Annotated in this window: 18 protein-coding genes and 1 pseudogene; 8 read left to right on the top strand and 11 right to left on the bottom strand. The window is 63.0% G+C overall.

The window, feature by feature from the left end:
* The first annotated feature begins 20 nt into the window (after window positions 1-20).
* Window positions 21-1316 (top strand): L-fucose:H+ symporter permease, encoded by a 1296-nt coding sequence (gene fucP / locus ACFPN2_RS31000; RefSeq protein ID WP_380603959.1) that lies wholly within the window; start codon window positions 21-23, stop codon window positions 1314-1316.
* Window positions 1317-1361: 45 nt separating this feature from the next.
* On the top strand, window positions 1362-2126 hold the full coding sequence (locus tag ACFPN2_RS30995; protein WP_380603957.1) for an IclR family transcriptional regulator: 765 nt from the start codon (window positions 1362-1364) through the stop codon (window positions 2124-2126).
* Here the strand turns inward: ACFPN2_RS30995 and ACFPN2_RS30990 are convergent.
* Both ACFPN2_RS30990 and ACFPN2_RS30985 read right to left on the bottom strand, forming a co-directional pair.
* Complete coding sequence (locus ACFPN2_RS30990; RefSeq protein WP_380603955.1) at window positions 2113-4584, bottom strand: glycoside hydrolase family 95 protein; 2472 nt, start codon at window positions 4582-4584, stop codon at window positions 2113-2115. The genes ACFPN2_RS30995 and ACFPN2_RS30990 overlap by 14 nt on opposite strands.
* A gap of 80 nt (window positions 4585-4664) precedes the next feature.
* Complete coding sequence (locus tag ACFPN2_RS30985) at window positions 4665-6062, bottom strand: aminotransferase-like domain-containing protein (protein WP_380603953.1); 1398 nt, start codon at window positions 6060-6062, stop codon at window positions 4665-4667.
* 68 nt (window positions 6063-6130) lie between these two features.
* Here ACFPN2_RS30985 and ACFPN2_RS30980 point away from each other — a divergent pair, with 68 nt between their 5' ends.
* Window positions 6131-7048 carry a DMT family transporter gene (locus tag ACFPN2_RS30980; RefSeq protein WP_380603951.1) on the top strand — a complete coding sequence of 306 codons (918 nt, stop codon included), beginning with the start codon at window positions 6131-6133 and terminating at the stop codon, window positions 7046-7048.
* Window positions 7049-7062: 14 nt separating this feature from the next.
* Here the strand turns inward: ACFPN2_RS30980 and ACFPN2_RS30975 are convergent.
* The 3 genes and pseudogenes from ACFPN2_RS30975 to ACFPN2_RS30965 all read right to left on the bottom strand — a co-directional run.
* Window positions 7063-10962: pseudogene (locus ACFPN2_RS30975) on the bottom strand (two-component regulator propeller domain-containing protein); the annotation flags it as partial.
* A gap of 119 nt (window positions 10963-11081) precedes the next feature.
* Window positions 11082-12932, bottom strand: a complete 1851-nt coding sequence (locus ACFPN2_RS30970; RefSeq protein ID WP_380603949.1) for a S8 family peptidase — start codon at window positions 12930-12932, stop codon at window positions 11082-11084.
* 113 nt (window positions 12933-13045) lie between these two features.
* Window positions 13046-13954, bottom strand: coding sequence for a response regulator (locus ACFPN2_RS30965; protein WP_380603947.1), 909 nt, complete (start codon window positions 13952-13954; stop codon window positions 13046-13048).
* An 82-nt stretch (window positions 13955-14036) separates the two neighbouring features.
* Between ACFPN2_RS30965 and ACFPN2_RS30960 the strand changes: the two genes are divergently transcribed.
* Window positions 14037-14429, top strand: a complete 393-nt coding sequence (locus ACFPN2_RS30960; protein ID WP_380603945.1) for an Hpt domain-containing protein — start codon at window positions 14037-14039, stop codon at window positions 14427-14429.
* A gap of 42 nt (window positions 14430-14471) precedes the next feature.
* On the opposite strand, the gene ACFPN2_RS30955 is transcribed toward ACFPN2_RS30960, so the two are convergent.
* The 3 genes from ACFPN2_RS30955 to ACFPN2_RS30945 all read right to left on the bottom strand — a co-directional run bounded on the left by ACFPN2_RS30955 (window position 14472) and on the right by ACFPN2_RS30945 (window position 17204).
* On the bottom strand, window positions 14472-15221 hold the full coding sequence (locus ACFPN2_RS30955; protein ID WP_380603943.1) for a response regulator: 750 nt from the start codon (window positions 15219-15221) through the stop codon (window positions 14472-14474).
* Window positions 15222-15329: 108 nt separating this feature from the next.
* Window positions 15330-15974, bottom strand: a complete 645-nt coding sequence (locus ACFPN2_RS30950) for a Vgb family protein (RefSeq protein ID WP_380603941.1) — start codon at window positions 15972-15974, stop codon at window positions 15330-15332.
* Window positions 15975-15983: 9 nt separating this feature from the next.
* Window positions 15984-17204: a helix-turn-helix domain-containing protein gene (locus ACFPN2_RS30945; protein WP_380603939.1), complete on the bottom strand. Its 1221-nt coding sequence runs from the start codon at window positions 17202-17204 to the stop codon at window positions 15984-15986.
* Between the two features lie 89 nt (window positions 17205-17293).
* Here ACFPN2_RS30945 and ACFPN2_RS30940 point away from each other — a divergent pair, with 89 nt between their 5' ends.
* From ACFPN2_RS30940 to ACFPN2_RS30930, 3 genes are all read left to right on the top strand, one after another.
* A complete protein-coding gene (locus tag ACFPN2_RS30940) occupies window positions 17294-18067 on the top strand; it encodes a DUF899 domain-containing protein (protein WP_380603937.1) in 774 nt (257 codons plus the stop codon).
* Window positions 18068-18070: 3 nt separating this feature from the next.
* Window positions 18071-18847 carry a DUF2182 domain-containing protein gene (locus ACFPN2_RS30935; protein ID WP_380603935.1) on the top strand — a complete coding sequence of 259 codons (777 nt, stop codon included), beginning with the start codon at window positions 18071-18073 and terminating at the stop codon, window positions 18845-18847.
* A 67-nt stretch (window positions 18848-18914) separates the two neighbouring features.
* Window positions 18915-19541, top strand: a complete 627-nt coding sequence (locus ACFPN2_RS30930; protein WP_380603933.1) for a glutathione S-transferase family protein — start codon at window positions 18915-18917, stop codon at window positions 19539-19541.
* Between the two features lie 2 nt (window positions 19542-19543).
* Here the strand turns inward: ACFPN2_RS30930 and ACFPN2_RS30925 are convergent, their stop codons facing one another.
* From ACFPN2_RS30925 to ACFPN2_RS30915, 3 genes are all read right to left on the bottom strand, one after another.
* Window positions 19544-20284 carry an SDR family oxidoreductase gene (locus ACFPN2_RS30925; protein ID WP_380603931.1) on the bottom strand — a complete coding sequence of 247 codons (741 nt, stop codon included), beginning with the start codon at window positions 20282-20284 and terminating at the stop codon, window positions 19544-19546.
* A 95-nt stretch (window positions 20285-20379) separates the two neighbouring features.
* Complete coding sequence (locus ACFPN2_RS30920) at window positions 20380-22470, bottom strand: TonB-dependent receptor plug domain-containing protein (RefSeq protein ID WP_380603929.1); 2091 nt, start codon at window positions 22468-22470, stop codon at window positions 20380-20382.
* Between the two features lie 189 nt (window positions 22471-22659).
* The gene (locus tag ACFPN2_RS30915) at window positions 22660-23838 is read right to left on the bottom strand and encodes an acyltransferase family protein (protein ID WP_380603927.1); all 1179 of its coding nucleotides are present in this window, start codon (window positions 23836-23838) and stop codon (window positions 22660-22662) included.
* 137 nt (window positions 23839-23975) lie between these two features.
* On the opposite strand from ACFPN2_RS30915, the gene bla reads away from it, so the two are divergent.
* Complete coding sequence (gene bla / locus ACFPN2_RS30910; RefSeq protein WP_380603924.1) at window positions 23976-24863, top strand: subclass B3 metallo-beta-lactamase; 888 nt, start codon at window positions 23976-23978, stop codon at window positions 24861-24863.
* The last annotated feature ends 44 nt before the right edge of the window (window positions 24864-24907 follow it).

The raw sequence follows: 24907 nt of genomic DNA, 5'->3' as shown, positions 1-24907 counted from the left end.
AGTATCGCTTCGGGGGATGGATGAACAATAAGACAGGCACCGCGCTCGCGCCCTTGGTCCTCATCGTGACCCTGTTCTTTCTGTGGGGCGTGGCGAACAATTTGAACGACGTGCTGATGCCTCATCTGCGCAAGGCGTTCTTTCTGAGCGACTTCCAATCGAGCCTGGTGCAGTCGGCGTTCTATCTGGGCTATTTCTTTCTGGCGCTGCCGGCGGGCTGGGTGATTCAGCGCTACGGATACAAGGTCACCGTGCTGGTCGGGCTGGTGACCTTCGGCGTCGGGGCCCTGATGTTCTATCCCGCCGCCGAGCTGCTTCAGTACGGCTGGTTTCTGACGGCGTTGTTCGTGATCGCCGCGGGGCTGTCGTTCCTGGAAACATCGGCCAATCCTCTCATCACGGTGCTGGGCGATCCGGCGCGGGCCGAGCAACGATTGAATCTGGCGCAGGCGTTCAATCCGCTCGGCGCCATCACCGGCGTGCTGATCGGGCGCGAGTTCATTCTTTCGGGCGTCGAGCCGACGAAGGCCGAGCTGGCGGCGATGAGTCAGGCGCAGCTGGCTGCGTTTCAGACCGGCGAGGCGCAGTCGGTGCAGACGCCATATCTCATCGTTGCTGCCGTGGTCCTCTCGTGGGCGGCGCTGGTTGCGATCACGAAGTTTCCGCCTCAGGCACGAGCGCCGACACCGGACGATCCCGATCGACTCACGATGCGTCAGTCGATCGCCGAGTTGCTGACCCGCGGGCATTTCCTCTTTGGTGTCGTCGCTCAGTTCTTTTATGTGGGTGCGCAGGTCGGCGTGTGGAGTTTCATGATTCGTTATGCGCAGGCCGAGGTGCCGGGCATGGGCGAGAAAACGGCGGCGGGTTATCTGACCGCGTCGTTGGTGGGCTTCATGATCGGGCGCTTCGTCGGCACGGCGCTGATGAGTCGGTTCAGTCCGACGCGGCTCATGGCAATCTTTGCGACCATCAACATTTGTCTGACGCTCGTCGCTGTGTTCGTCGGCGGTCAGCTGGGGCTGTACGCGCTGGCGGCGACCAGTCTGTTCATGTCGATCATGTTCCCAACGATTTTCGCCAATTCGTTGCGCGAGCTGGGGCCGCTTACCAAGACGGCGTCGTCGTTCCTGGTCATGGCCATCATCGGTGGGGCAGTGCTCACCGCCGTGATGGGCGTGGTGTCGGACGCGAGTGGGATCAACTACGCCATCCTGGTACCGACGGTCTGTTTCATGGTGATCGGCGGGTTTGCATGGTCGGCCGGACGGCAGCCGGCTGGCGCGTTGCAGCCGATTCCTGCGCCAGTTCATTGATTCCCCGCTGACGCACCGGGCGACGGCTGTTTATAATCCGTCGCCATGGCTGCCCGCGAAGACGAAGAACGCAAATACAGCGCGCCCGCTCTGGAAAAGGGCCTGGACGTGCTCGAGCTGCTGGCTGCCCGCGGCACGCCGCTCACCATGTCGCAGATCGCCACGGAGCTCGGTCGCTCCGTCAGCGAGCTGTTTCGGATGGTGGATGCACTGGTTCATCGCGGTTACGTCACTCAATCCGAATCCGGCGAGGGCTTCGAGCTGACGAACAAGTTGTTCGCGCTCGGCGTCGCGCGTGCCCCGACCAAGAGCTTGCTCGAGGACGCGCTGCCCGAGATGAGGAAGCTCAGCCGTGTGATCGGGCAGTCTTGTCATCTCGCGGTCGTGAGCGAGGAGCAGATGGTCGTGGTGGCGCGCATCGAAGCGCCGGGCAATCAAGGCTTCTCGGTGCGGGTCGGTTACCGGCGGCCGCTGATCGATTCCACTTCCGGCCTGGTGCTGTATGCCTTTCAGCCCGAGGAGGTTCGGGCGGACTGGCGCACCCGGCTAGCGCCCACGGTCTCACAAAAGATCTGGAAGAGCTTCGACGAACGCGCCGCGCTGGCTCGCACGCAAAAGTATGTAAAGGCGGATAGCGATGTGACTCGTCACATCCTCGATCTGTCGGCGCCGGTGATGGGGGCCGACGGCGCGGCCGCCGCGCTCACGTGTCCATACATCGAAACGCCCATGGCGATCTCGGTGAAAGACACTATCGCGGCGATCCGGCACTCGGCCGGCGAGATCTCGAAGAAGATCAGCTCGAACTGAGCACTCCCTCACTCAGCCTGATCGTCTGGCTGCGCCCGGCCTTCATCGACACGGGCAACGACGAGTTGCCGCTTCGAAGTATCCAGCTGCCATCGCGGACTGCGCTCAGGCGACATTCCTGTAACGATCCGCCGCGCCAGTTCAAATCTACCCGCAGTCCGCCGCGGGCTCGCAAACCCGTGACGGAGCCTTGAGGCCATGCTTTGGGCAAGGCGGGGAGCAACCAGACTTCATCGTCGCCCTTCGGGGACTTGAGGCTTTGTAACAGCATCTCGGTCATGCCGCTGGTGCCGCCGAAGTTGCCGTCGATCTGGAAGGGGGGATGCGCGTCGAACAGATTCGGATACGTGCGCTCCGGTCCAAGTAGCAACTTGAGGACTTGATACGCGTGCTCGCCGTCGCGCAAGCGCGCCCAGAGATTCAGCCGCCAGCCGATGCCCCAGCCGGTGGCGTTGTCGCCGCGAATCTCCAACGACTTACGCACGGCTTGTGCCAGCTTCGGCGTGTAGTCGACGCTGATCTGACCGGACGGGTGCAGGCCGTAAAGATGCGACACGTGACGGTGGTGGATATCGGGGACCTGCGCGTCCCAATCCTCCAGCCATTCTTGCAGCTGTCCTTGCGCGCCGATCTGCTCGGGCGGCAGGCGTTTGCGAGTGGCTTCCAGCGATGCGACGAATTCCTGGTCCCGATTGAGGATGCCCGCGGCCTTCGCGGTATTCGCAAACAGATCCCGCAGAATCTGGTTGTCCATGGTGGGACCCGCGGCGATGGAAACATCGGGCCGATGATTGTTCTCCGGCGACATGGACGGGTTGGTGACCAGCCATTGGCCGTTGGGATGCTCGACCAGCGTGTCGAGGAAGAACTCGGCCGCCGATTTTAGAATCGGATACACCGATTCGAGATAGCGGACATCGCGGCTGTAGTCATAGCGATCCCACAAGTGCTGGCACAGCCACGCGCCGCCCATGGGCCACATGCCGTATTTGGCGCCGTCGATGGGGCCGGTCGCTCGCCATAGATCGGTGTTGTGATGAGTCACCCAGCCGCGTGCGCCATACATCGTCTTCGCTGTTCTCGCCCCTGTGACCGACAGGTCTTTCAACATCGCGATCAACGGCTCGACGCACTCGCCGAGATCGGTGGGCTCGGCCGGCCAGTAGTTCATCTCGGTGTTGATGTTGATGGTGTACTTGCTGCCCCAGGGCGGGTTCGACATGTCGTTCCAGATGCCCTGCAGATTCGCGGGTTGCGAGCCGGGCCGTGAGCTCGCGATCAACAGATAACGACCGTACTGATAGTAGAGCGCCGCGAGGGCCGGATCGTCGCCGGTCATCGACGTTCGCACTCGCTCGTCGGTGGGGCGATCGGCGGCGGCGGTCTGGCCCAGGTCGAGTTGGACGCGACGGAACAGGCGCCGATGATCGGTCTGATGGCGGCTGAGCAGTTCGTTGAAGGAACGAGCAGCGGCACGATCGAGCGAAGCTTTATTGAGCGCGGCGGGATCGCCGTCGACGCGTTGGTAGTCACGATAGCTGGTGGCCATGGCGATGAGCAGGATCACACTGTCGGCGCCACGAACGCTCACGCTCGATTCGTTCGATTGTTTCTTGCCACCGGTAACAATCAGACGCGCGCGTGCTTCGTAGGTCAGCGCGCCCGCGACTCCCAATTGAGCCGAGTTGCGACCTTGCATGATCAGGTCGCCATCGGGTAGCGCGCGTAATACCAGGCCGGCAGGCGCCGGCACGCTGTTGTCGAAACTGACGGACCCCGGGCCTCCACTCTGCTGCTTGCGTTCTTTCAACTTATCGCCGGGCGGATCGGCGGGGCGTGAGGGCACGGGCCAACGAAAAGTCACATCCACATCGACACTGCGGGGCTTGTCTGCGCCGAGGCGTAGCACGAGCACGTTGTCCGGTGCGCTCGCGAAGACCTCGCGTATATGCTTCACGCCGTTGCTCGTGAAGCGAGTCGTCGCGAGGGCGCCGTCGAGATTCAGATCGCGGCGATAGTCGGTTGCGGTCTCGATCCCCGGGAAGGTGAGCCGCAGATCGCCGACGCTTTGATACGACATCTGACGCCCGGGCTTCGCCATGACTCTGGCGTTCACGAGCTCGGTCGCCTTCGCATACTCGCCCGCGAAGACCAGCTTGCGAACTTCGGGCAACGCTTCACGCGCTTCGGGGTTCGCTGGATCGTAGGGACCGCCGCCCCAGAGCGTGTCTTCGTTCAGCTGCAATCGTTCTTGCCCGGTGCCGCCGAAGATCATGGCGCCGATGCGTCCATTGCCGATGGGTAAAGCTTCCACCCATTCCTGCGCGGTGCGCGTGTACCACAGAACGTTGCTGGCGTTGGGCGGCTGTGCGGGCGTGCTGGCCGAGTGAGCGAAGCGGGAGTTCAGCAGCGTCGTCGCGGCTGCCGCTTGTAATACCGTGCGTCGGCTGAGTCTCATGCGCAAACGTCCCTATGGATGGGGCGGCGCCTAGCAGACCACAGGTTATTCAGATGCGCAATAAATTTTATAAATGAAAGTCAGCTGAGGGCGCGACGGAGCGCGGCGTAGACCTTGTCGCCCTCCATCTGCGTGACATTGAATCTCACGAAGCCGGTGGCCGCGCCACTCACACTGAAAGCGTTGCCCGGTGCCAAGATGACGTTCTCCGCCAGTGCACGTCGGGCAACGTCGGCCGCATCGGCGCCGTCGGGCAGCTCGCACCAAAGAAACATTCCTCCGCCGGGCTCGGTCCAGGGCACGATGCCGAGCCTGGCGAGCTTGGTCTTCACGATCTGTCGTTGTTGCGCGAGACGCGTGCGGATGCGCTCGACGTGACGTCGATAGGAGCCGTCCACCAGCATCGACTCCACCAGCTCGGCATTGAGCGGACTCGAGGCCATGCCTGTGACCATGCGTAAATCGGCGAGGCCGCGGATCCAGTCGGAGCGGCAAGCGATGTAGCCACAGCGCACGGAAGCGGACAGCGTTTTCGAAAAACTACTGACACGCACGACTCGATCCAGGCCGTCGAAGGCTGCGAGCCGCGGTGAGGGTTGTTCCTCGAAGTCGCCGAAGATGTCGTCCTCGACGATCACGAGTCCGTGGGGCTCGGAGAGTTTCAACAACCGATGCGCGACCGGTGCGGTCAAGCTCGCGCCGGTCGGATTCTGCAGGCCCGAGTTGGTGATATAGATGCGCGGCCGATGCGCTTCCAACAGGGCAGCAAATACCGACAGGTCGGGACCGTTCGATGTGAACGGCACGCCAACGACATTCGCGCGGTGAGCGCGCAGCAGCGCCTTGAAGTTGAAGTAACAAGGATCGTCGACCAGTACGGTCTCGCCGGGCTCCAGCAGGAATCGACACACCAGATCGATGGCCTGCGTGCACGAGTCGGTGATCATCACCTGATCCGGCACGGCGTCCACACCTTGCTCCAGCAGTCGTCGCGTGATGAGTCCTCGCAGCGAGTCGGCACCGAGTGCCGGGCCATATTCAAACAGCGTCGGTCCAGAGCCGTCGCGAGCGGCGGAGCGCAGGGCTTTGCGCATCATCTCGTGCGGCATCCAGCTGTCCGGCAACCAGCCGCAACCGGGGCGCAAGCTTTCTTCGCCAGGTCGTAGCGACTGGCGCATGACCCACAGTGGATCGACGGTCGGATCGGTATCCGGGCTCAGCTCGGCGAGATTCAGCGGTGCGAGCGGCGCGGCCACATAGAAGCCCGAGCCGAGCCGGGGCTGCACGATGCCTTCGGCGACCAAGCGGCCGTAAGCCTCGACCACGGTGGACTTCGAAACTCCCATGGAATCGGCCATGGCGCGCACCGAGGGGATGCGGGCACCGGGCGTGTATTGGCGTCGATCGATGCGCGTCTGGATCAGGCGCATGACTTGACCGACGAGGGTGGGCTCTAACTGTTCGGGGGCTTCGACCATGACAGTTCACTTATATCGTACTGGACTGTCCTTGGCCATTGTCCGACGAGTTGGCCAAGATCCGGCCCATGAAAAATCGCGATCATGGGCTGACATTGGGATTGATTGGGGTGGTGATCTTCAGCGGCTCGCTGCCGGCGACGCGCGCCGCCGTCGCGGGATTCGAGCCGGTGTTCCTGACCGCCGCCCGAGCGCTGCTTGCGACATTGGGTGCCATCGTCGCGCTGGTCATGTTCGCGGATAACCGGCCGCGACGGAGTGAATTGCTGTCGTTGATGGTCGTCGCGGCGTCGGTCGTGGTTGGTTATCCACTGTTGAGCGGGATCGCGATGACCGAGATCAGCTCGGCGCGCGGCTTGCTGTTCACGGGGCTCCTTCCATTGTCCACAGCAACCTGGGCGGTGGTTCGTGGCGGCGAGCGTCCGCATCCCGCGTTCTGGTTGTTCGCCATTGCGGGTTCAGGGTTGCTCGCGACTTACGCGTTGATGAACGGCGGCGGCGAGGGCGTGTTCACTGCCGACAGTCTGATGCTGGTGGCGATCGTTGTTTGTGGGCTCGGTTATGCGGAAGGCGCGGTGCTCTCGCGGCGGCTCGGCGGTTGGCAAGTGATCTGCTGGGCGCTCGTGATTGCCGCGCCGGCCATGCTCGCGGTCGCGGCTTTTACCTGGCCCGCGGGATGGCCGAGCTTCGATTCGAGCGCGTGGCTCGGGCTCGGCTACATCGCGGTGTTCTCGATGCTGATCGGATTCTTCTTCTGGTATCGCGCGCTGGCGGTCGGTGGCTCGTCGCGCGTCGGGCAGCTTCAGTTGCTCCAGCCGCTGATCGGGATGGGATTGTCCGCCGCGCTCTTGGATGAGCGAGTGGCGTGGTCGCTGGTCGCCACGGCTATCGGTGTGCTCGGCTGCGTGGCCGGCGCGTCTCGACTGGGAATCCAGCGTGCCAGTGCCGCGCGTAACGTTGCACGGCTGAATGGCTTGCCGAGATAGTCATCCATGCCGGCGACGAGACAGGCTTCGCGAGCGGCGCTGGTGGTATCGGCGGTGAGCGCGATCACTGGAATGCGCGGGCCGCTGCCTTCGCGCCGGCGTAACTCGGTCGTCGCCGCGTAGCCGTCCATCACGGGCATTCGGCAATCCATCAACACCACGTCATAGCGTGTGCGAGCAAGCATCTCGAGCGCGTGACTGCCATCGTGCGCAGTATCGACTTCCAGTCCCAGTGCCTTGAGCATGCCCTCGGCGACATCTCTATTGAGAGATTGATCTTCGACGACGAGGACGCGGGCACCTTCCGGCAACACCAGCGGAGGCACGGGCTGCGACACCGTTGTAGATGTGTCGGGGGTTGTGTCGCCCGTGAGGGTTCGATGCAGCTGTGAAAGGCGCACAGGCTTTGTGATCTCGGCATCGAAGCACTGCAGATCCGCGCCTTCGGTCTGCGCGAGATTGACGAAGCTCGCGAGGCGGATGACGCGCGGTCGAACCGCCCGGTCCGCGACGACCGACTGCAGTTCACCTGCGACCGCGCAATCGAGCAGGGAATGATCGATGATCACGGCGTTGTAAGGCGTGGCGCGCAGCTCGCGTAACACTTCGGGCATGCTGCCCACATCGACCGGGTGCGCGCCCCACTGATCGAGTGCGTGCATGATGAGGCGACGAACCGCGGCGTTGTCGTCAGCGACGAGAATGCGCAAGCCGAGTAGATCCGTGGGCTGGGGGCGCTGCTCAGCGGTGGGATCGGCGAGTTGCAGCGTTAGATCGACACTGAATGTCGAGCCCACCCCGGGCGAGCTCACCAGTGACAGCTGACCGCCCATCAATTCCACGAGTTGTCGCGCGATGGCGAGGCCGAGGCCCGTGCCGCCGTAGCGACGCGTCGTCGACGCATCTTCTTGGACGAACTCTTCAAAGATGCGCGACTGATTCACGGGCTCGATGCCGATGCCGGTGTCGCTGACTTCGAGCTTCACGCGCAGCTTATCGCCTTGGATTTCGGGCGGCGTCACGCGCAATGTCACTTCACCGTGCTCGGTGAACTTCACGGCGTTGCCGCCGAGGTTGACGAGCACCTGACGCAGCCGGACGACGTCCGCGCGGACGCGAGGCACGGGGCGGGCAGGGGAGTCGCAGAGGAGCTCGATGTTCTTCCCCGACGCGCGGGCCGCGAGCATTTCCGCCGTTTGCTCCACCAGTTCGACCAGATCGCATTCGATGGGGGCGAGCTGCAGTCGCCCGGCCTCGAGCTTGGAAAAATCGAGCACGTCGTCCACGATGGCGAGCAGAGAATCGGCGGAACGGTGAATGCCTTCGCCGAAACGACGCTGCACGGGATCGAGATGAGTGTCGAGCAGCAGCTCGCTCATGCCGAGCACGCCATTCATCGGGGTGCGCAGCTCGTGATTCATGCGGGCGACGAAATCGCTTTTCGCGCGGCTCATCTCTTGTAGCTGATGATTGCGCTCCTCCAGTTCGTGCGTGCGGACACGCACCATCTGCTCCAGCTCGCGGTTGTAGTCGAGCTCACGTTGCCGCTTGATCCGTTGCAGGCGCCAGAGGAAGCCAAGGATCAGAAGCCCCGTCGCCGCGTAGATCATGCGCGCGGTCAGTGTGTTCCATGGCGCGGCGGCGACATGCACGGGAATGGTGAGGTCCTCCCGATTCCAAACGCCGTCGGCATTGGTCGCGCGCACTCGGAACACATAGTTGCCCGCGTCGAGGTTGGTATAAGTCGCCCGATGCATCCGTCCCGCTTGCACCCAGTCCGGATCGAAGCCCTCGAGCCGATAGAGGTAACGATTGTTGGTGGGAGAAACGAAATCCAGTGCCGCGAACTCGAACGTTACCAAGCGGTCATCGTGCTCCAGTGCGAGCGGCCGGTCCGACGAGGGCAGCTTCGCAAACGGCAGCTGTTGATTGAGAACCGCGACCGACGTGAGCGCGAGGCGCGGCGGCGGCGCGCTTGCCGATGAGATGTCGGGCTGAAAAGCGTTGAAGCCGCCGTTGCCGCCGAAGTACAGCGTACCGTCGCGGCCGCGGTAGTGCGCATTGAAGTTGAACTCGTCGGCCTGCAAGCCATGCGGCTCGCGGAGCAGTCGACTCTCGCCGGTGCTCGGATCCAGACGCACCAGGCCGTTGTTCGTGCTGAGCCAGAGGCCGCCTTGTTGGTCGGACTCGATGCCATACACCACCTGGCTCGGCATGTCTCCGAGCCGCGTGTCGCTCTGGAATCGAATCGCATCGGGTTGCTCGGAGCTTCCTATGACCCTATCGAGTCCGCCGCCCGCAGTGCCGACCCACACGTTGCCGTTCGGATCTACATGCAACGCATAGATGGTGTCGTCGCTCAGGCTGCTCGGATCGCGGTCGTTCCGACGGAACGCGTGGAAGCGGCCGGTGCCACGCTCCAGCAGGTTCAGACCGCCGCCGATGGTGCCGATCCAAAGATTGCCGCGCAGGTCCTCGGCGATGGCACTGGCGCGCGGGCTGCTGAGTGCGTTCTCGTCGGTGCTGTGAGGATAGCGAGTGAGTTTTCCGGTCGCGCGATCGATGCGCGCAATGCCGCCGCCAAATGTTCCTATCCATATATCGCCCCCGCGATCTTCATATAAGCTCATGACGCCGTCCGCTGGCAGCGTGGACGGATCGTCTGCGTTGTTACGATAGGAGCGCAGCGAGCGTCGCTGCGGATCCAACTGCGCCAGGCCGCCGCTCATCGTGCCGATCCACAGCGCTCCGTCGCGGTCGTACAGCAATGCCATCACGCTGTTGTCCGCGAGGCGCAGCGGGCCTTCGGACTCGCGCGTGAAGTGACGTTCGTGCCGTTCGCGAGTGTTGATCTCGACCAGACCGTCCCTCGTGCCAATCCAGACCGTGTCCTCGCCGTCGTCGGCGAAGCTATTCACGGCAGTGTTGTCGAACAGCCTGCTGCGATAGTGGCCGAGTGCCCAGCTCTGTGGACTCCAGTGACTGGCGCCGCCCGCGCGCGTGCCGACCCAGATCACGCCACTGCGATCCTGATACAACGACATCACATCGTCATCGCGCAGACTGTGCGGATTGTTCGCTTCGCTGCCATAGCGGACGAAGCTCTCGGACGTGCGATTGAACAGGTTGAGACCGTCGGAGGTCGCGACCCAAAGCCGACGCGCGTCGTCTTCCATGATCGCGCGCACTCGATCGTTGCTGAGCGAGCGCGGGTTGTTGGCGTCGTGGCGGAACGATGTGACTTTCTTTGTTTGCGGGTCGAGGCGGTACAAGCCGTTATCGAACGTTCCAATCCACAGCGCGCCAGCGTGATCTTCGATGATCGCGCGTACCCTCGCGCCGTCGAGCGCGCCGGCTTCCGCGACATTGTTGTTGAAGTCGTCGCTGCCCGGCTCGTAACGACTCAAGCCTTTGTCGGTGCCGATCCACAGGCGGCCGGCGCGATCGGAATAGAGTGCGAAGACCGCGTCGGCCGACAGCGAGCGCGGATTTCCTTCTATATGATGGAAGTGGCGTGCGCGGCCCGTTTGCGGATCGAGGATATCGAGACCGTGGCGCTCAGTCGCCGCCCACACCTGACCCTTCGCGTCGATGTGCAGCGTGCGAATTGCATCGCTAGCCAGAGAGTAGGGATCAGCGGGATCGTGTCGGAACTGTTGGAAGTGATCGTTGCGGCGGTCCCAGCGCGCGACACCGCCGCCGATCGTCGCGAGCCACAGATCTCCGCGCGCGTCTTCGGCAACCTTCCAGACATAGTCGCTCGCGAGACCGTTCTTATTGCCACGTTCGCGGCGGTATTCGCGAATCGAGTAACCGTCGTAACGGTCGAGGCCGCTCTCGGTTGCCAGCCACAGAAAGCCTTGCGAGTCCTGCAGGATGCTCATCACCGTGCTTTGCGACAGGCCGTCGCGCATGGTGAGGTGCTCGAAGTACATCGGACGCACTTCGGGCACGGGTGTTGCCGCCTGCGCGGTCATCACCGCGCAGGCGACCAGAGCAACCACCCACTTGTGACGCACGGTGATTCTGCTTGCTATTCCTGAGGCGCGGGCTCGATACCGGAGCTGCTCGGCGCGGAGGTGTTGCTCCAGGTGTAGCCGTTACTCCACGTATAGCCGTTGCTCCAGGTGTAACCGTTGCTCCAGGTGTAGCCATTGCTCCAGGTGTAGCCGCCGCTCCAGGTCACGCTGTCGTCGGAAGGCGGGCTGCCGTCCCACAACAGACCGTCGAGGGTCGTAGCGAGGCCGACCAGCAGTTGGCCGAGCAACGGCAGGCTGCCGAGCGGGCTCAACAAGGTCGTCAGCAGACCCATCGGCTCATCGACTTCCATGATGTAGAAGTTGCCGTTGGCATCCTGATTCGCGCGGCCGCCGTAGTGCTGGATGCCGGCGAGATCGGCCGCGACATTCAAGCCTTGGTTGGCGCAGTTCGATGCCGTGCTGTAGAGCGAATCCTGCGCGTTCACGAGGCCCGAGCCCTGTTGGAACACGGAGTAGGCGAGGTGCCCATCGGATCGCACGGCCGGGCGTGCGCCGTCCATGAGTCGGCATTTCACATTGTTGGGTGACAGCAGGGGATTTGCTTCGAGCATCAGCGCGACGACGCCGCTGGTGACCGCCGCTGCTTGCGATGTGCCCGACATGGTCATGTCCGGGTAACGAAGATCCAGCCACTGCGGGAACTGCTGCGCGAGTACGCCGTCGTTCGGCGCGTACGCGCGGATGTGACCGCCCATGGCGACGACTTCAGGCTTCACGAAGCCTTCGTACGTCGGACCTGCGGAAGAGAATGTCGCGAGCTTGTACTTGGCGGGTTCGTACGGATGATAGGCGTCAGTGACCGCGCCGACGGAAATGACATACGGGTTGTTGGCGGGCACGCCGATGGTCATCGGCGCCGGGCCCGCGTTGCCCGCGGCCACAACCACGACGATGCCCGAGCCCCACGCGGCCATCACGGCCTGATTGAGCGGATCGTCCCAATAGTGAGATTGCACCGGCGCGCTCAACGACAGGTTGATCACGCGAATGCCATACGCGAGCCGTTGGTTCATGGCCCACTGAATGCCGGCGATGACATCGAAGTAACGGCCCATGCCGTTGCGGTCGAGCACGCGCACCGAGACCAGATTCACGCCGGGCGCGACGCCTTGATATTTACCTGTCGAGGCAATGCCGCTGCTGGCGATGATGGACGAGATATGAGTGCCGTGGCCGTTGGGATCGTCGATGTCGCGGCTGTATTTGTTTAGCGATAGCAGCGGATACGCGCTCGGGTTCTCACGCGCAAGAATCACATCGTATTGAGCGAGCACGCGCGGATTGCGGCCCGACGATGACTGTTGCAGCGGGCCTTTCTCTTGCCACACGCCCGTGTCGAGCACGGCGACCGTGACACCGCGCCCTGTAATACCTCCAGTGTGCAGCGGGCTCGCGCCGACCTGCGTTGGATAATAGGTTTCGGGCAGAGCCGCGGCGGCGCTGGAAGTGACGGCTGCGTCGTCATAGACGCGCAGGCCAGCGACGGGGTCGGTCCACAGGGCGGCGAGCTCACGCTCGTCCAACTCTGCGCCCACCGCGCGGATGATCGTGAGATCTCCGGTGATGACGCCACCCGCGCGCGTCACGGCGCCGCGAGCCAACTCCGCGCTCGAAGCCTGCACGATATAACGTTGCCGAATGCCCACCGGTGCCTGCTGTTCCTTGGGCGCGGTTGCCAGACGCGTCACTGGCGCCGGTTGTGGAGCGGGATCGGACGTCCGAGGTGCGGCGGGAGCCGGCGTTTCGGATGTTTGTTCACGCGGTGCCAGTACAAACAAAGTGAGCGCAGCACCGAGTGCGCCAGCTCCCAGGAGCCAGCGCTTGCGCCGAACGATCTTCCCCATCGCGTCCTCCGTTTCTATGTCGGTCGTGATTTACGCGCCGGCCGTGTTTCTACCGAACACGCTTCACTACAACAAGCGAGACTTACATCAATCTGACGTATACGTCGCAATCGCTACGTACGCGGGGCAACCGCGGCCGCGAGCTCTTTGGCGACTTGTTCCAAATAATGTTCGAGTGCGGCGCGGCACTCGGACGCGAGCACGACAAAGTCGCGACGCGCGTCCATGGGATCGGGGTTGCGCAGGATGTGGCCCGCTTTAACCAGCTCTCGGATCCTGCGTAGTGCTGTTGTCGGCGAGATATGAGGCACGGAGATGCTCAATGCCGAAACGGAAATGCGCTGAGCGGTCTTATCCGCGCGCAGTAGCTCGAGCAGTAGATCCCACGCGACATCATCCAATTCACCGAGCGGTTCCAGCGCTTGACGGGGACGACGCAAGCGATCGAGACCGACGGTTGTGAGATCGCCGCGGCTTGCTTCAACTGGCTGCGCGGCCGGCTCGGTTTGCGGTTGTTTCCACACGCTGAGTGCCGCGGCCAGGGCTTCGGCTTGTTGTGCCAGCATCGCGGCCTGATCGGTCAACTGCATGGCTACGCGGCTTTGGTCCATGCGCTCGACCGCGTTTCGTACCGCATTTAGCAGCTCCTGCGGACGAACGGGTTTGACGAGGAAGTCGACCGCGCCGAGACGTAGCGCCTGAACCGCGAAGTCCACTTCGGGATACGCGGTGAGAAAGATGAAGCGGGGCACCGAGGCGGCGCCGTTGAGCGAGCCGAGGCTCTTCAGCAAACTGATGCCGTCCATTCCCGGCATGTGGATATCACTGATTGCCACCAGCACGTCGGGTGTCGTGCGCAGGATCGCGAGCGCTTCCTCGCCGCTCAGGGCCGTGCGGACGTCATAGCCTTCGGTCTGCAGAACCGAACGGACCCACAGCACCATCGAGGAATCGTTGTCGATGACCAGGACGCGGCTGTTCGCCGCATCTTCGTTAGTACGCATGCCAGAATGCGGTTTCATCCGTGGTCTCGTAACGTACCGGCCCACAGGTGGGCCGCGTGCAATGTAACCTATCCTGACCCGCGACTGTCACCACTTACATATGTCACATTCCGCAGACGCCCGGCCAGGTAGCGCCATCTCGAGCGACGTACTCGACGCCGCCGTGTTTCAGGATCTACTCGAAAGCCTCGGCGCGCCACTCGCGGTTGCCGCGATCTATCGTAAATTCATCGGTAATGCGGCCACTTTCATTCAAGAGCTACCCACCCAGGACGCCGCCGCGCGAGTCGAGACGATGCATACGTTGAAAGGTAGCGCGGCGATGCTCGGAGCGACCCGGCTGTCGACGCTAGCAGCTCAACGCCAGAAAGATTTACATGGTTCCCTCGTTCAGGTTGAAAGTGTCGCGCGCGAACTCGAAGAGGAGCTCGCGAAGTTTCGCTCGGTGGCGGCGGAACGTTTAATCGCCGCGGGCGTCACACTCGACCCTTGAGTCAGCGCCAATTTGACGCAGGTTGCGGCCCGCGTCGAGGCGTCAAAATTCTGTCGGCCCGATGCGAGTGGCTACGGCTTCCACCAGTGTGTCGTGGAAGGTGCCCTTGATGACGTAGTAGGTCGCGCCGGCGTCGAAGCCGCGCCATCGTTGCTGTACGTTGTCTTTATCGCAGGCGACCAGCACCGGCAGCCGCTTGAAGCGCGGGTCCTTCCTGATACGGCGGGTCAGCTGAATGCCATCCAGCAGCGGCATGTCGATATCCGTTAGAACGAGATCGATATTTCCACTCAGGACCGCGTACCAGGCTTCGAGGCCGTCGGCCGCGGTCACCACGTCGTAGCCGCGAAAGCGGAGCAGTTTCCGCTCGAGCTCGCGAGTCTCCATGCTGTCATCGACCACCAGCACTACCGGCTTGTGCTTATCGGGTCGGGTCTCGGTTCGCTCCGCAACCGTTGTCGACGGCGACAGGGGCGCAATGGGCGTGGTCCGCGGCAGCTTGGCCATCGAGTCGAGCAGGTCGACGGCCTGTAGCATCATTCCGATGAGCTGCTGTTGAAGCTCGATGTCGCCGCGCCGGACCGCGGCCAGGCACTCTTCCATCGAGCGCGCCAGCTCGGCGCCCGCTTCGAGTCCGACCATATGCGCGGTCGCCTCGAAGGAGCGCGCCGCCGAGGCGCACGCGTTGAGTTGATCGGGGGAGAGCGGATCGCGCGCCAGCGCGACCACGCAGTCGGTTAGCAGTTGAACTTGGGTCTGCGCCTGTACACGAAGCAGTTCGAGCATCACCATGGCTCTGTTTCTTTTGCAGCTTTCCAGCTAGGTGAGCTGGATTCTGCTTGCGCCATGGTGAGCGGCGGCGCTTTGTCTGCGCCAGTTTGGTGACGACTCCGAGTTTAGTTAAGCCGCATCCCGCTTCGGTCGGCGCACGGCGCGGACCTTGCCGCTCTTGCCGCCGCCACAGAAGAATTGATCCTTGCCGTTGGACTCGAGGCCCGAGACGCCGATGCCCGCCGGCATTTCGATACTCTCCAGCACCTGGCCGGTGCTCGGATCGAGGCGACGGAGCTCGCTTTCGTCGGCTTCCCAGGTCGCGTGCCATAGCTCGCCTTCGACCCACGTGACACCGGTGACGAAACGATTCGACTCGATAGTGCGCAGGACCGCGCCGTTCTCGGGATCGACTTGATAGATCTTCCGTTCGCGATAGTGGCCCACCCACAAGGTGCCCTCGGCCCACGCGAGTCCCGAGTCGCCGCCATTGCCGGGAGCGGGGATAATCGCGAGCACTCGACCGGTCTTAGGGTCAAGCTTCTGAATTTTATTTTCGGCGATCTGAAACAGATGTTTGCCGTCGAACGCGGTGCCGGCATGCGCGGCGACGTCGAGCGAGCGCACGGTCTTGCCGCTGGCCGGGTCCAGGGCATTCAACTTGTCGCCAGAGGCGAACCAGACTTGCTGGCCGTCATAGGTGACTCCGTGCACGCCATCGACACCCGGGAAGGGGCCATATTCACGAACGATGTGGGCTGAGGTGCGTTTCATGGGGTCATCCTAGTCGCTGGGGAGCGGAGCAGGGAGTAACAAGGTCGTCGCGAATCCGGGTACCGGCGGGGTCATCCAGCGACGCGCTCGGCCGCGGCCGAATGACTGCACTTTGCCGCTCGCCGACAGCGAATCGAGCGCGCGTTGAACGGTGCGTTGACTCGCGCCCAGTCCGAGCGCCAGTGCCGAGCTGGACCACGACTCGCCGTCGGCGAGCAGGGCCAGCACCGATGCATGTTCCTCTTCGACCGGACGCGCGAGCACGACGACATCGCGCGCGAGCTTGGGCTCCAACGAGAAGCCACGATCCGTCGCACTCACATTCGCGATGGATCGAAGCTTGGAACGAAGCCGTCCCATCTCGACGCGCAACCGCGCTCGATGCGACTCATCGGCGATCTTGGCTCGGAAGGCTCGCGCGATGAGCGCGCCTCTCGGAACATCGTCTGGCCACGCTTCAGCCAGGGCTCGTGCCAGCGTGAACAACACCGGGCGCGTCGCAAGCGGGATGGTCGAACGTCCGCTGCGAACGACATGACGACAGGCGTCGACCACGAGCGCCTTGGAAGCCAGCACTGTTTCAACTTCGTCGAGCAACAGCGGGCGCACTTCGCCGCGCGCGATCAATCGAGCTGCGGGCGTGTTCAACACTTGCGATGCGTTCTCGACCTCGGAGTGGAGCGCCGGAATCCTCGCATCTCGTGCGGCACGTCCGGCGCGAGTCAACGCGGCGCGAGCTGTTTTGGAATCGACGCGTTTCATCGCGATGCCTGCAACGATGAGCTCGTGTGCCGCTCTCAGCGCGGGCGGCATGGCGGCGAAGTTCAGATGAGCGAGCAGGCTCTCGGCCGCATCGACACGTCCGATCAGTAGCAAGCGACGGATTTCCAGATAGCGGGCGAGAGCGGCGTTGGCTGTGTCGCCGTGTTCTTCGAGGGTCACACGAGCCGCATCGAGTGCCTTCTGTGGCCAGTGCAAGTCGCGCGAGGCGAGCGCGATTTCGGCTTCGGCGACCGCGCATCGAGCGCGGGCCATTGTCTCTTTCGGGCCAAACGAGCGCGATGCGCTGCGCACCAGCGCCCGGGCTTTCACAAAATCTCCGAGCTGCGCCATGGCGATGCCTCGTAGGGCCAGGGCGGGCGCATCGTCACGTAGGGCCACGCGTTTCAACGCACCGAGTGGATCGCCCGCCGCGAGCGCCCGCGCGGCGGCGGTGATCATTGAATCCATCGGAATCCCGTCAAATTTGTCACTCCCACCGCCGGCGGCCGGGTGCTTACCCTGTTCAGCAGTGAAGCATACCAATGGAGCAAAGGCCCATGACCACCCATCCGACCGGAACGCGACAGGAATGGCTGACAGCCCGGCTGAATCTGCTCGAGGCGGAGAAGGAGCTCACGCGCCGCAGTGACGAGCTCGCGCGACAGCGCCAGGCGCTGCCCTGGGTGCGAATCGACAAGGATTATGCGTTCGAGACCGGTGCCGGCGCGGCCTCGCTCGCGGATCTGTTCCAGGGGCGCTCGCAGCTGCTCGTTTACCATTTCATGTTCGGCCCGGACTATCAGGCGGGCTGTCCGTCCTGCTCGATGATCGCCGATGGCTTCAACGGTTTCGCGGAGCACCTCGCCAATCACGACGTGATGTTGTGGGCCGTCAGTCGCGCGCCACTCGCCAAGTTGCAGGCGTTTCAACGTCGAATGGGTTGGACGTTTCCGTGGGCCTCGTCGGGGTCGTCGGATTTCAATCACGACTTCAATGTCTGGTTCACCGAGGAGGAACGTCAGCGGGAGGGCGCCATCGAATACAACTACGAGCGTCGGCCCGTGCCGCAGCCGGAAGTTCGGGACAATGGCGACGTGGCGGACAGATTCGCGCGCATGTGTGGCACCGACCGGCCCACCTATGTGCGCGATCTCCCCGGCATGAGCGCCTTCGTACGCGAGGACGAGGTCATTTATCACACGTACTCGGCGTATGCGCGTGGGCTGGATGCTCTGTGGGGCGCCTATCAATGGCTCGACCGCGCGCCAAAGGGACGCAACGAGAGCGGCGGCCTGTGGTGGCGTCATCGCGATCAATATCCGAAGGGTTGAGTCATGACGTCCGCACGAGCCTTCCATGGTGTGTCGGCGCTGCTGTTCCTCATCAGCGCGACGGTGACCGTTCTCTGGTGTGCGTCCATGGCATCGATGAGCCGAATGTCCATGCCCGGGGGCTGGACGATGTCGATGGCCTGGATGCGAATGCCCGGGCAGACGTGGACGGGCGCTGCTGTGTCGTTCGTCGGCATGTGGATGGTGATGATGGTGGCGATGATGCTGCCATCTCTGGTGCCGATGCTGACTCGATATCGATGTGCCGTTGCACGATCAGATGAAGCGCGCTTGGGTCGCCTGACCGCTCTGGTGGGTGCGGGCTATTTCTTCGTGTGGACGCTGCTGGGCCTGGTCGCGTTTCCTGTCGGCGTGATGGTGGCCTCGATCGAAATGCAGGTACCGTCGCTTGCGCGTGCCGTTCCCGCCGCCATCGGCGTGATTGTCATGGTCGCGGGCGCACTTCAGTTCACCGCTTGGAAAGCTCGTCATCTGGCGTGTTGTCGCCACTCGTCGAGTTGCGGTGGCTCGATACGGCCGGATGCTGCGACGGCCTGGCGACATGGCATCCGTCTTGGAATCCACTGCACGCACTGCTGTGCAGGTCTGACGGCAATTCTGCTGGTCGTCGGCGTGATGGATTTGCGGGCGATGGCGGCGGTGACGGTGGCGATCACGCTGGAACGGCTCGCGCCCGGCGGGCAGCGTGTCGCCCGGCTTATCGGTATCTTCTTGGTCGGTATCGGATCGTTGCTACTCACGCACGAGTTCTGCAATTAATGCGTCGCTGCCGTGTCTGTTTCGGTCGTTACGGTTCGTCCTTGGGATATCTTCCAGGAGAGGCGCCATGAAACTGTACGAGCTTGCACCGACCCGTTCGATTCGTGCCCGCTGGGCATTGCAGGAGCTGGACATCCCGTTCGAGTCCGTCGTCGTCAAACTCAACGAAGGCGCCGGGCAGACGCCGGAGTATCTGGCGATCAATCCGGCCGGCAAGGTGCCGACGCTGGTCGACGGCGATTTCGTGGTGACCGAGTCGGTCGCCATCGCGGTCTATCTGGCCGAGAAATATCCGCAGAAGGGCTTGCTGCCGACCGACCTGAAGCTGCGCACGCAGCTCAATCGTTGGATGTTGTTCGTGGTCACCGAGCTCGAGCAGCCGTTGTGGCGAATCGCGAAAAACTCATTCCTGTATCCGGAAGAGAAGCGCCAGGCCACGGACATCGAGCTTGCGAAAGAGGATTTTCGGGCCATGGCCCAGGTGCTCGAGAAGCACATGCGAGGTCGTGAGTATCTGGTCGGCGATCGCGTGAGCATCGGCGATTTCGTGACCGCATACACGCTCGATTGGGGCAACGAAATCGGCCTGCTCGATCAGTGCCCGACGCTGCTCGCTTATATGAAGCGGATGTATGACCGCCCGAAAGCGGCGATGCGCATCAAAGATGCAATGGCGAGCCTCAATGCGGCTTAGATTTAAAGCGTGCTGACGCCGCCGTCCACCAGCAGCTCGCCGCCCAGCATGAAACGAGACTCGTCGGAGGCCAGGAAGACCGCGGCCTTCGCGAGCTCCAGCGGCGTGCCCATGCGGCCGGCTGGGACCATTTTCCGAATCTGAGCGCGCAGGGTGTCTTGCTCCGGCCCGAGCTTGGTGAATGCCGATGTTTCAGTCGGCCCCGGCGTCAGGGCGTTGACTCGGATGCCGCGAGATTTGAGCTCGCCGGAGAGCGTGCGTGCCAGCGATAACAAGCCCGCCTTGCTGGCCGCATAAACGCTCGATTGTGGCAGGCCGATATGGGCGGCGACCGAGCTGCAAAGAACGATCGATGCGGGATTGGCGAAGAAGGGCAGCAACGCGCGGATCAGAAAGAACGGACCTTTGAGGTTCGTCGCCAGCAGTGCGTCGAACGCGGCTTCATCCCAATCTGCGAGCGACCGATGGGTCATGTCGGCGGCATTCACAAACAAAGCATCGAGCTGCGGCCAGTGCTCGCGCAACGTGGTCGCCACGGAATCCTGATGAGCGGCATCGCCCGCGTCGCTGCGAATCGTGAGAACTCTGCCGCCGAGCTCTTGCTTCGCGGCTTCGAGTCCTGACGTCGAGCGGCCAGTAATTGCGACGGTGGCGCCTTCACTTAGAAACTGGCGCGCAGCTTCCAAACCGATGCCGCCGGTGCCGCCAGTGATCAGCGCGTATTTGCCTTGAAGTCGTGACACGTCTTCGACTCTCCGCGGATGCTCGGAGAGTCAGTCTCACGCCAATGGCCCGGCCTTGTACAGTGGCGCCGGGCATTTCATTAGTCGAAGATTTGTTAGAACGACTTGCGGACTTGCAGCTGCACGAAGCGGAGCGCGTCGATGTGACGATCTTCGTGATAAAGGATGTCGCCGCTGGCGCGCGTGCCGTCATAAACCGTGCGCCAACGGCTCTTCGGACGGCCGGTGAAATTGTTGAACATCAGACGGACCACAGTGTCGGCCTTCGGGGTCCAGTCCCAATACAACCGCAGGAAATGATCCCAGTGATCGGTGCGGACTTCGGCGATCCGGAAGTAGGTCTCGCGCTTGCTATAGGAGTTCTCGAGCGACAGTGTCGAGCCGAGCGACGGGAACTCCTTCGTGATCAGCACGTCGCCGCCGACCGGCGCGTGCTTGGTGATGCGTCGTGACTCATGAGTGACTGGATCGTCGACCTTCGACCAGTTCCAGTCGCCATTGAAGCGGAGCAGGGTGCCCGACATGCCGATCCGTTCCAGCGGCAGCGATAAGCCGAACGTGATCTTTTCGCGCGTGCCGCTGCCGAGGTTGCCCGGAGCATCGAACTGACCGACCGGGACCAGATCGACCACGTCGCTGACCTTGGAATACATGTAGCTGAGCACGATGGCGCCGCTGCCCCAGAAACGATTTTCGATGCCCCCTTCGAATTCCCACGCATTCTCGGGGCGCAACTCGGCGTTGCCGCCGTTGATGGTGCCGGCATCGAGCGACGCTTGCGAGGCGAAGTCGCGGAATTCGAGTTGGCTGACCGTGCGTTCGACACGGCCGCGCAATTGAATGTCGGGGTTCAAATCGAACCGCACCGTCATGCGAGGCTTCGGGTAGCTCAACGTGCGCTTGGCCTGATGATCGCCGGACTGGCTGATCGTCGATCGCTCATAGCGCATGCCGATGTCGCTCGCGAGGCGTGGCGTGACTTTCCAACGCACGTCGACGTACGCCTCGCCACGACGCTCTTCGATCTTCACGTTGTCGGCGGGCAGCTCCACGGCCGCGCCGTTACGAGTGAGGCGGGCGTCCACCTCCAGAAAGTTGTAGGCGCCTTCGAGACCGCTCTCGACGGTCACGGCGGGCGAAGCGCGATAGGTGGCCGAGCTGCGCAGGATGGACTCGCCTCGAAAGGCCTCGTCCTCGGAGCGTTGCAGATTCACAGCGTCGATCGAATCGGCTGTGATGACCTTCTTTTCCAACGTCTGCAGCACCAGCATGCGACCGGTGAGCGCGTCACTGATCGAATGTTCGTAGTCGACGCCGGCTTCGCCTTGATCGAGGCTGATATCGGTGACGACGCGCGAGTCGAATGTCTGGGGTACCCCGGACCGTGGCGTGAGAATGTCGAACTGCTTGTTGTCCTGGCTGGTGCCGCCCACGTTGATACGTAGCAGGCCGGCGTCACCCTGGTATTCGGCCGCGCCGTTGGCCTGGAGTTGACGTTGACGCCAGTCAGTCTCGAAGTCGCTCGCGAGAATGATTTCCCGGTTGGCATTGCGACGGATCAGTTCGCCGGTGCCGGAGTCGCCGTATTTCTGCTCGTCGCGCAAGTTCAGCGTGCCGTTGAGCGAGAGCCGATCGATGTTGCTGGCCGACTCCAGTCGCAACCCGACGCCCGGCTCGTGATCGGTTGCGAACAGGCCCGTGACTTCGGCCGCGTGCGTGCTCATGTCGCCGCTGAGGCGCACGACGTTCGCGACCACCGATTGACCTTGCATGTTGATGCCAGGCGCGCCGCCGCGAATCACTTCGATGGCGGCGACACCGGCCACGGGAATGCGACGAAGCACATCTTCGAGCAGCACCGCCTTCGAGGTCGGACGCTGACCATCGATCAGCACGTTGCCCAGCGCGCCTGCGAATCCACGGACGGTCGTGTCGCCTGGCTCGAACGCGAAGCCCGGCAGACGCTTCACCATGTCCAGGGCCGTGGTCGGCTGGAACTCAGTGAAGAAGCTCGACTCGTAGCGAATGACGCCGGAGCCCGCATTCACCGGCACGGCGGGTGACTCTTCGGGATCGCTGGCTGTTATCGGCTCAGCTGCAAACGCCGCTGCAAAGGGAATGCACGCGACCAGTCCATAGCCGCCGCGGACGCGACGGGACCTGACGAGAGATGGAATATCCCGCATGCATGAATTCCGCTGTTTTGTGGTTATCGCGGCGGCTGCCAGAGGCCGCAGTAGTTAAACGGAATTTTAGGTAACGGCAGCGGAGAGGTTCATGCCATTCGCGCGCCAAACGACGGGCCGCTTGCAACGATCAAGCGGCCCAGGGCGGAGCAGTGGAAGAATGTCTGCGCGAGGCGATTTGCGCGACTTTTAGCCGGCGTCGCGCACGCCGGAGGTGCTGCTCGTGGACTGCCAGCGAGCGCGGAGGGTATCGAAGAGAGCTCGCGTCGATTTCTGGAGCGCCGGCTCCGGGACTTTGGAAATCCACCAGCTGAGCGCCAGCACGACCGCGATGGTGCCGGCCAGCGCCACTCGGGAGGGAATGCCCCATTCGATGAAGGCACCCAACAAGGCGCCGCCGGTCACGTTGTGGAGCAGATACAGCGGATAGGTCATCAAGCCCAGTCGTCGCAGGAGCTGCAAACACCAATCCGGCAACTGCTGTGCCCGTGCGTTGTTGGCGACGGCGATCCAGAAGAACAGCATCGCGCTCAGCCAGATCACACACGGCGTGAGCGGCGAAAAGGACAGGCCGGTCTTTTCCAGTTTCAGCACGCTCTCGCCGGCGATCTGCAAACAGCCTCCCATAGCGAACAGTACGAGCCAGGCGAGCTCGCCGCGCGAGGACTTCTTCGAGAAGTGCGACCAGAGCAGCACGCCGAACGCAAAGAACACGCCGTGCTGGATCAGCAGCAGCTGCGCGAACCTCGACCATTGCACCTGGCTGAACAGCTCGAACAGCTCGCTGTTCCGGTCTTGAGCGGCGAAGGTGTAGCCGATCCAGAACAGGGTGCTGATCAGCCCGATGCCGCACATGATGGGCTTGATCCAGCGTTGCCGGCTGGTCAGCAGCAACACGAACATCAGCGCGTAGAAACAAATCTCGACCCCGAGCGTCCAGTAGACGCTATCGATCCAGGCGCCTTTCGGGAAGAACGCGACGCTGCGGACGTACATCGCGAACAACGACAGCGGTCGGGTGCCGACATCGACCAGCAGCCAGGCCAGCAGGGCGATGGTGGCGCAGATCCAGACGCCCGGCACCAGTCGCGTGAACCGGCTCACGAAGAACTTATAGGCGGAGCTGCGCTCGGCCGAAACCACGATGACGAACCCGGAGATCACGAAAAAGATCTGCACGCCGGCCCAGCCGAACGGCGCGAGCGTGGTCCAGTCTTTGAAATTCGCCACGCCGTGCGAGGCGATCGCGACTTGCCCGGTGGGGAAGGCCCACGACCAGAAGGCCAGATGGAACACCATGACGATGCAAGCGGCAAAGAACCGCAGCAGGTCCAGTCCCGGGACGTATTGAGCTTGGTGGGCTTTCATCAGCTGAACGCGAAGATTAACAGCGCAGGCTCGCAGGCGCAGTTGTCGCGATCCGCGAACACTGGAGGCGCTGCCACAATTGATCACGATCGGCGCGCGTCACATCGCTAAGCTCGCCAGATCAAGGAGAAAATACCATGTCACGCGTCTGGATGTTCGGTCTCGCTGCTGCCTTGTCGCTGGTCGGCCATGTAAATGCTGCAGCGATCGAGTGCTCTCACTGCGAAGCCTGGAATAAGGAGCAAGCGCCGTTTCAGCTCTACGGCAACACTTATTATGTCGGGCCGCGGGGCTTGAGCTCGGTATTGCTCACGTCCCCGCAGGGACACGTGTTGATCGACGGCGCGTTGCCTCAGTCGGCGCCGTTGATTGCGAAGCATGTCGAGCAGCTGGGCTTCAAGATGACCGATGTGAAGGTCATCCTCAATTCACACACTCACTACGATCATGCGGGCGGCATCGCCGAGTTGCAGAAGCTGACCGGCGCGAGAGTGATTGCAAGCGACAAGGCCGCGCCGGTGTTGCGTGGTGGGCGCGTGGGGCCCGACGATCCGCAGGTCGGGCATTTGCTGCCGTTCCCCGCGGTTGCCAATGTCGTCGGGATTGGGCGCGGACAGTCGGTTGAGGTGGGGCCCTTGAAGTTGAGCCTGATCCACACGCCAGGGCACGCGCCGGGCGGCACGTCGTGGCGTTGGCAGTCGTGCGAAGCGGGTCGCTGCGTGAACATAGTGTACAGCGATAGCTTGAACGCGGTCTCGGACGATGCATTCAAATACAGCGGCGATCCGCGTTACCCCGCTGCGGCGAGCGATCTGACCTCGAGCATCCAGGCAATTAGCGCCGCGCCTTGCGATGTGCTGATCACGGCGCATCCGGAGCTGTCGGGCCTGTGGGACGTGATCGATGAGAACGGCAAGGGCGATCGAGCCAAGCTGATCGATGCGACGGCTTGCCAACGTTATGCCGAAGGCGCGAAGCAGAGACTCGGCCAGCGCCTGGCCAGCGAGAAGGGCGATAAGAAGTAGCGTTTGCTGCTGCCGGCGTGGAAGCACGGCGCCTCGCGTGTGCG

This window comes from Steroidobacter flavus, assembly GCF_042651805.1.
Lineage (GTDB): Bacteria > Pseudomonadota > Gammaproteobacteria > Steroidobacterales > Steroidobacteraceae > Steroidobacter > Steroidobacter flavus.
This window is presented reverse-complemented; position numbering and strand designations above follow the sequence as displayed.

What these genes read in the sequence shown, in the direction of transcription:
- fucP (WP_380603959.1), top strand. Translation starts at nt 21, where the DNA reads ATGAACAATAAGACAGGCACCGCGCTCGCGCCCTTGGTCCTCATCGTG.
- ACFPN2_RS30995 (WP_380603957.1), top strand. Translation starts at nt 1,362, where the DNA reads ATGGCTGCCCGCGAAGACGAAGAACGCAAATACAGCGCGCCCGCTCTG.
- ACFPN2_RS30990 (WP_380603955.1), bottom strand. Translation starts at nt 4,584, where the DNA reads ATGAGACTCAGCCGACGCACGGTATTACAAGCGGCAGCCGCGACGACG.
- ACFPN2_RS30985 (WP_380603953.1), bottom strand. Translation starts at nt 6,062, where the DNA reads ATGGTCGAAGCCCCCGAACAGTTAGAGCCCACCCTCGTCGGTCAAGTC.
- ACFPN2_RS30980 (WP_380603951.1), top strand. Translation starts at nt 6,131, where the DNA reads ATGAAAAATCGCGATCATGGGCTGACATTGGGATTGATTGGGGTGGTG.
- ACFPN2_RS30970 (WP_380603949.1), bottom strand. Translation starts at nt 12,932, where the DNA reads ATGGGGAAGATCGTTCGGCGCAAGCGCTGGCTCCTGGGAGCTGGCGCA.
- ACFPN2_RS30965 (WP_380603947.1), bottom strand. Translation starts at nt 13,954, where the DNA reads ATGAAACCGCATTCTGGCATGCGTACTAACGAAGATGCGGCGAACAGC.
- ACFPN2_RS30960 (WP_380603945.1), top strand. Translation starts at nt 14,037, where the DNA reads ATGTCACATTCCGCAGACGCCCGGCCAGGTAGCGCCATCTCGAGCGAC.
- ACFPN2_RS30955 (WP_380603943.1), bottom strand. Translation starts at nt 15,221, where the DNA reads ATGGTGATGCTCGAACTGCTTCGTGTACAGGCGCAGACCCAAGTTCAA.
- ACFPN2_RS30950 (WP_380603941.1), bottom strand. Translation starts at nt 15,974, where the DNA reads ATGAAACGCACCTCAGCCCACATCGTTCGTGAATATGGCCCCTTCCCG.
- ACFPN2_RS30945 (WP_380603939.1), bottom strand. Translation starts at nt 17,204, where the DNA reads ATGGATTCAATGATCACCGCCGCCGCGCGGGCGCTCGCGGCGGGCGAT.
- ACFPN2_RS30940 (WP_380603937.1), top strand. Translation starts at nt 17,294, where the DNA reads ATGACCACCCATCCGACCGGAACGCGACAGGAATGGCTGACAGCCCGG.
- ACFPN2_RS30935 (WP_380603935.1), top strand. Translation starts at nt 18,071, where the DNA reads ATGACGTCCGCACGAGCCTTCCATGGTGTGTCGGCGCTGCTGTTCCTC.
- ACFPN2_RS30930 (WP_380603933.1), top strand. Translation starts at nt 18,915, where the DNA reads ATGAAACTGTACGAGCTTGCACCGACCCGTTCGATTCGTGCCCGCTGG.
- ACFPN2_RS30920 (WP_380603929.1), bottom strand. Translation starts at nt 22,470, where the DNA reads ATGCGGGATATTCCATCTCTCGTCAGGTCCCGTCGCGTCCGCGGCGGC.
- ACFPN2_RS30915 (WP_380603927.1), bottom strand. Translation starts at nt 23,838, where the DNA reads ATGAAAGCCCACCAAGCTCAATACGTCCCGGGACTGGACCTGCTGCGG.
- bla (WP_380603924.1), top strand. Translation starts at nt 23,976, where the DNA reads ATGTCACGCGTCTGGATGTTCGGTCTCGCTGCTGCCTTGTCGCTGGTC.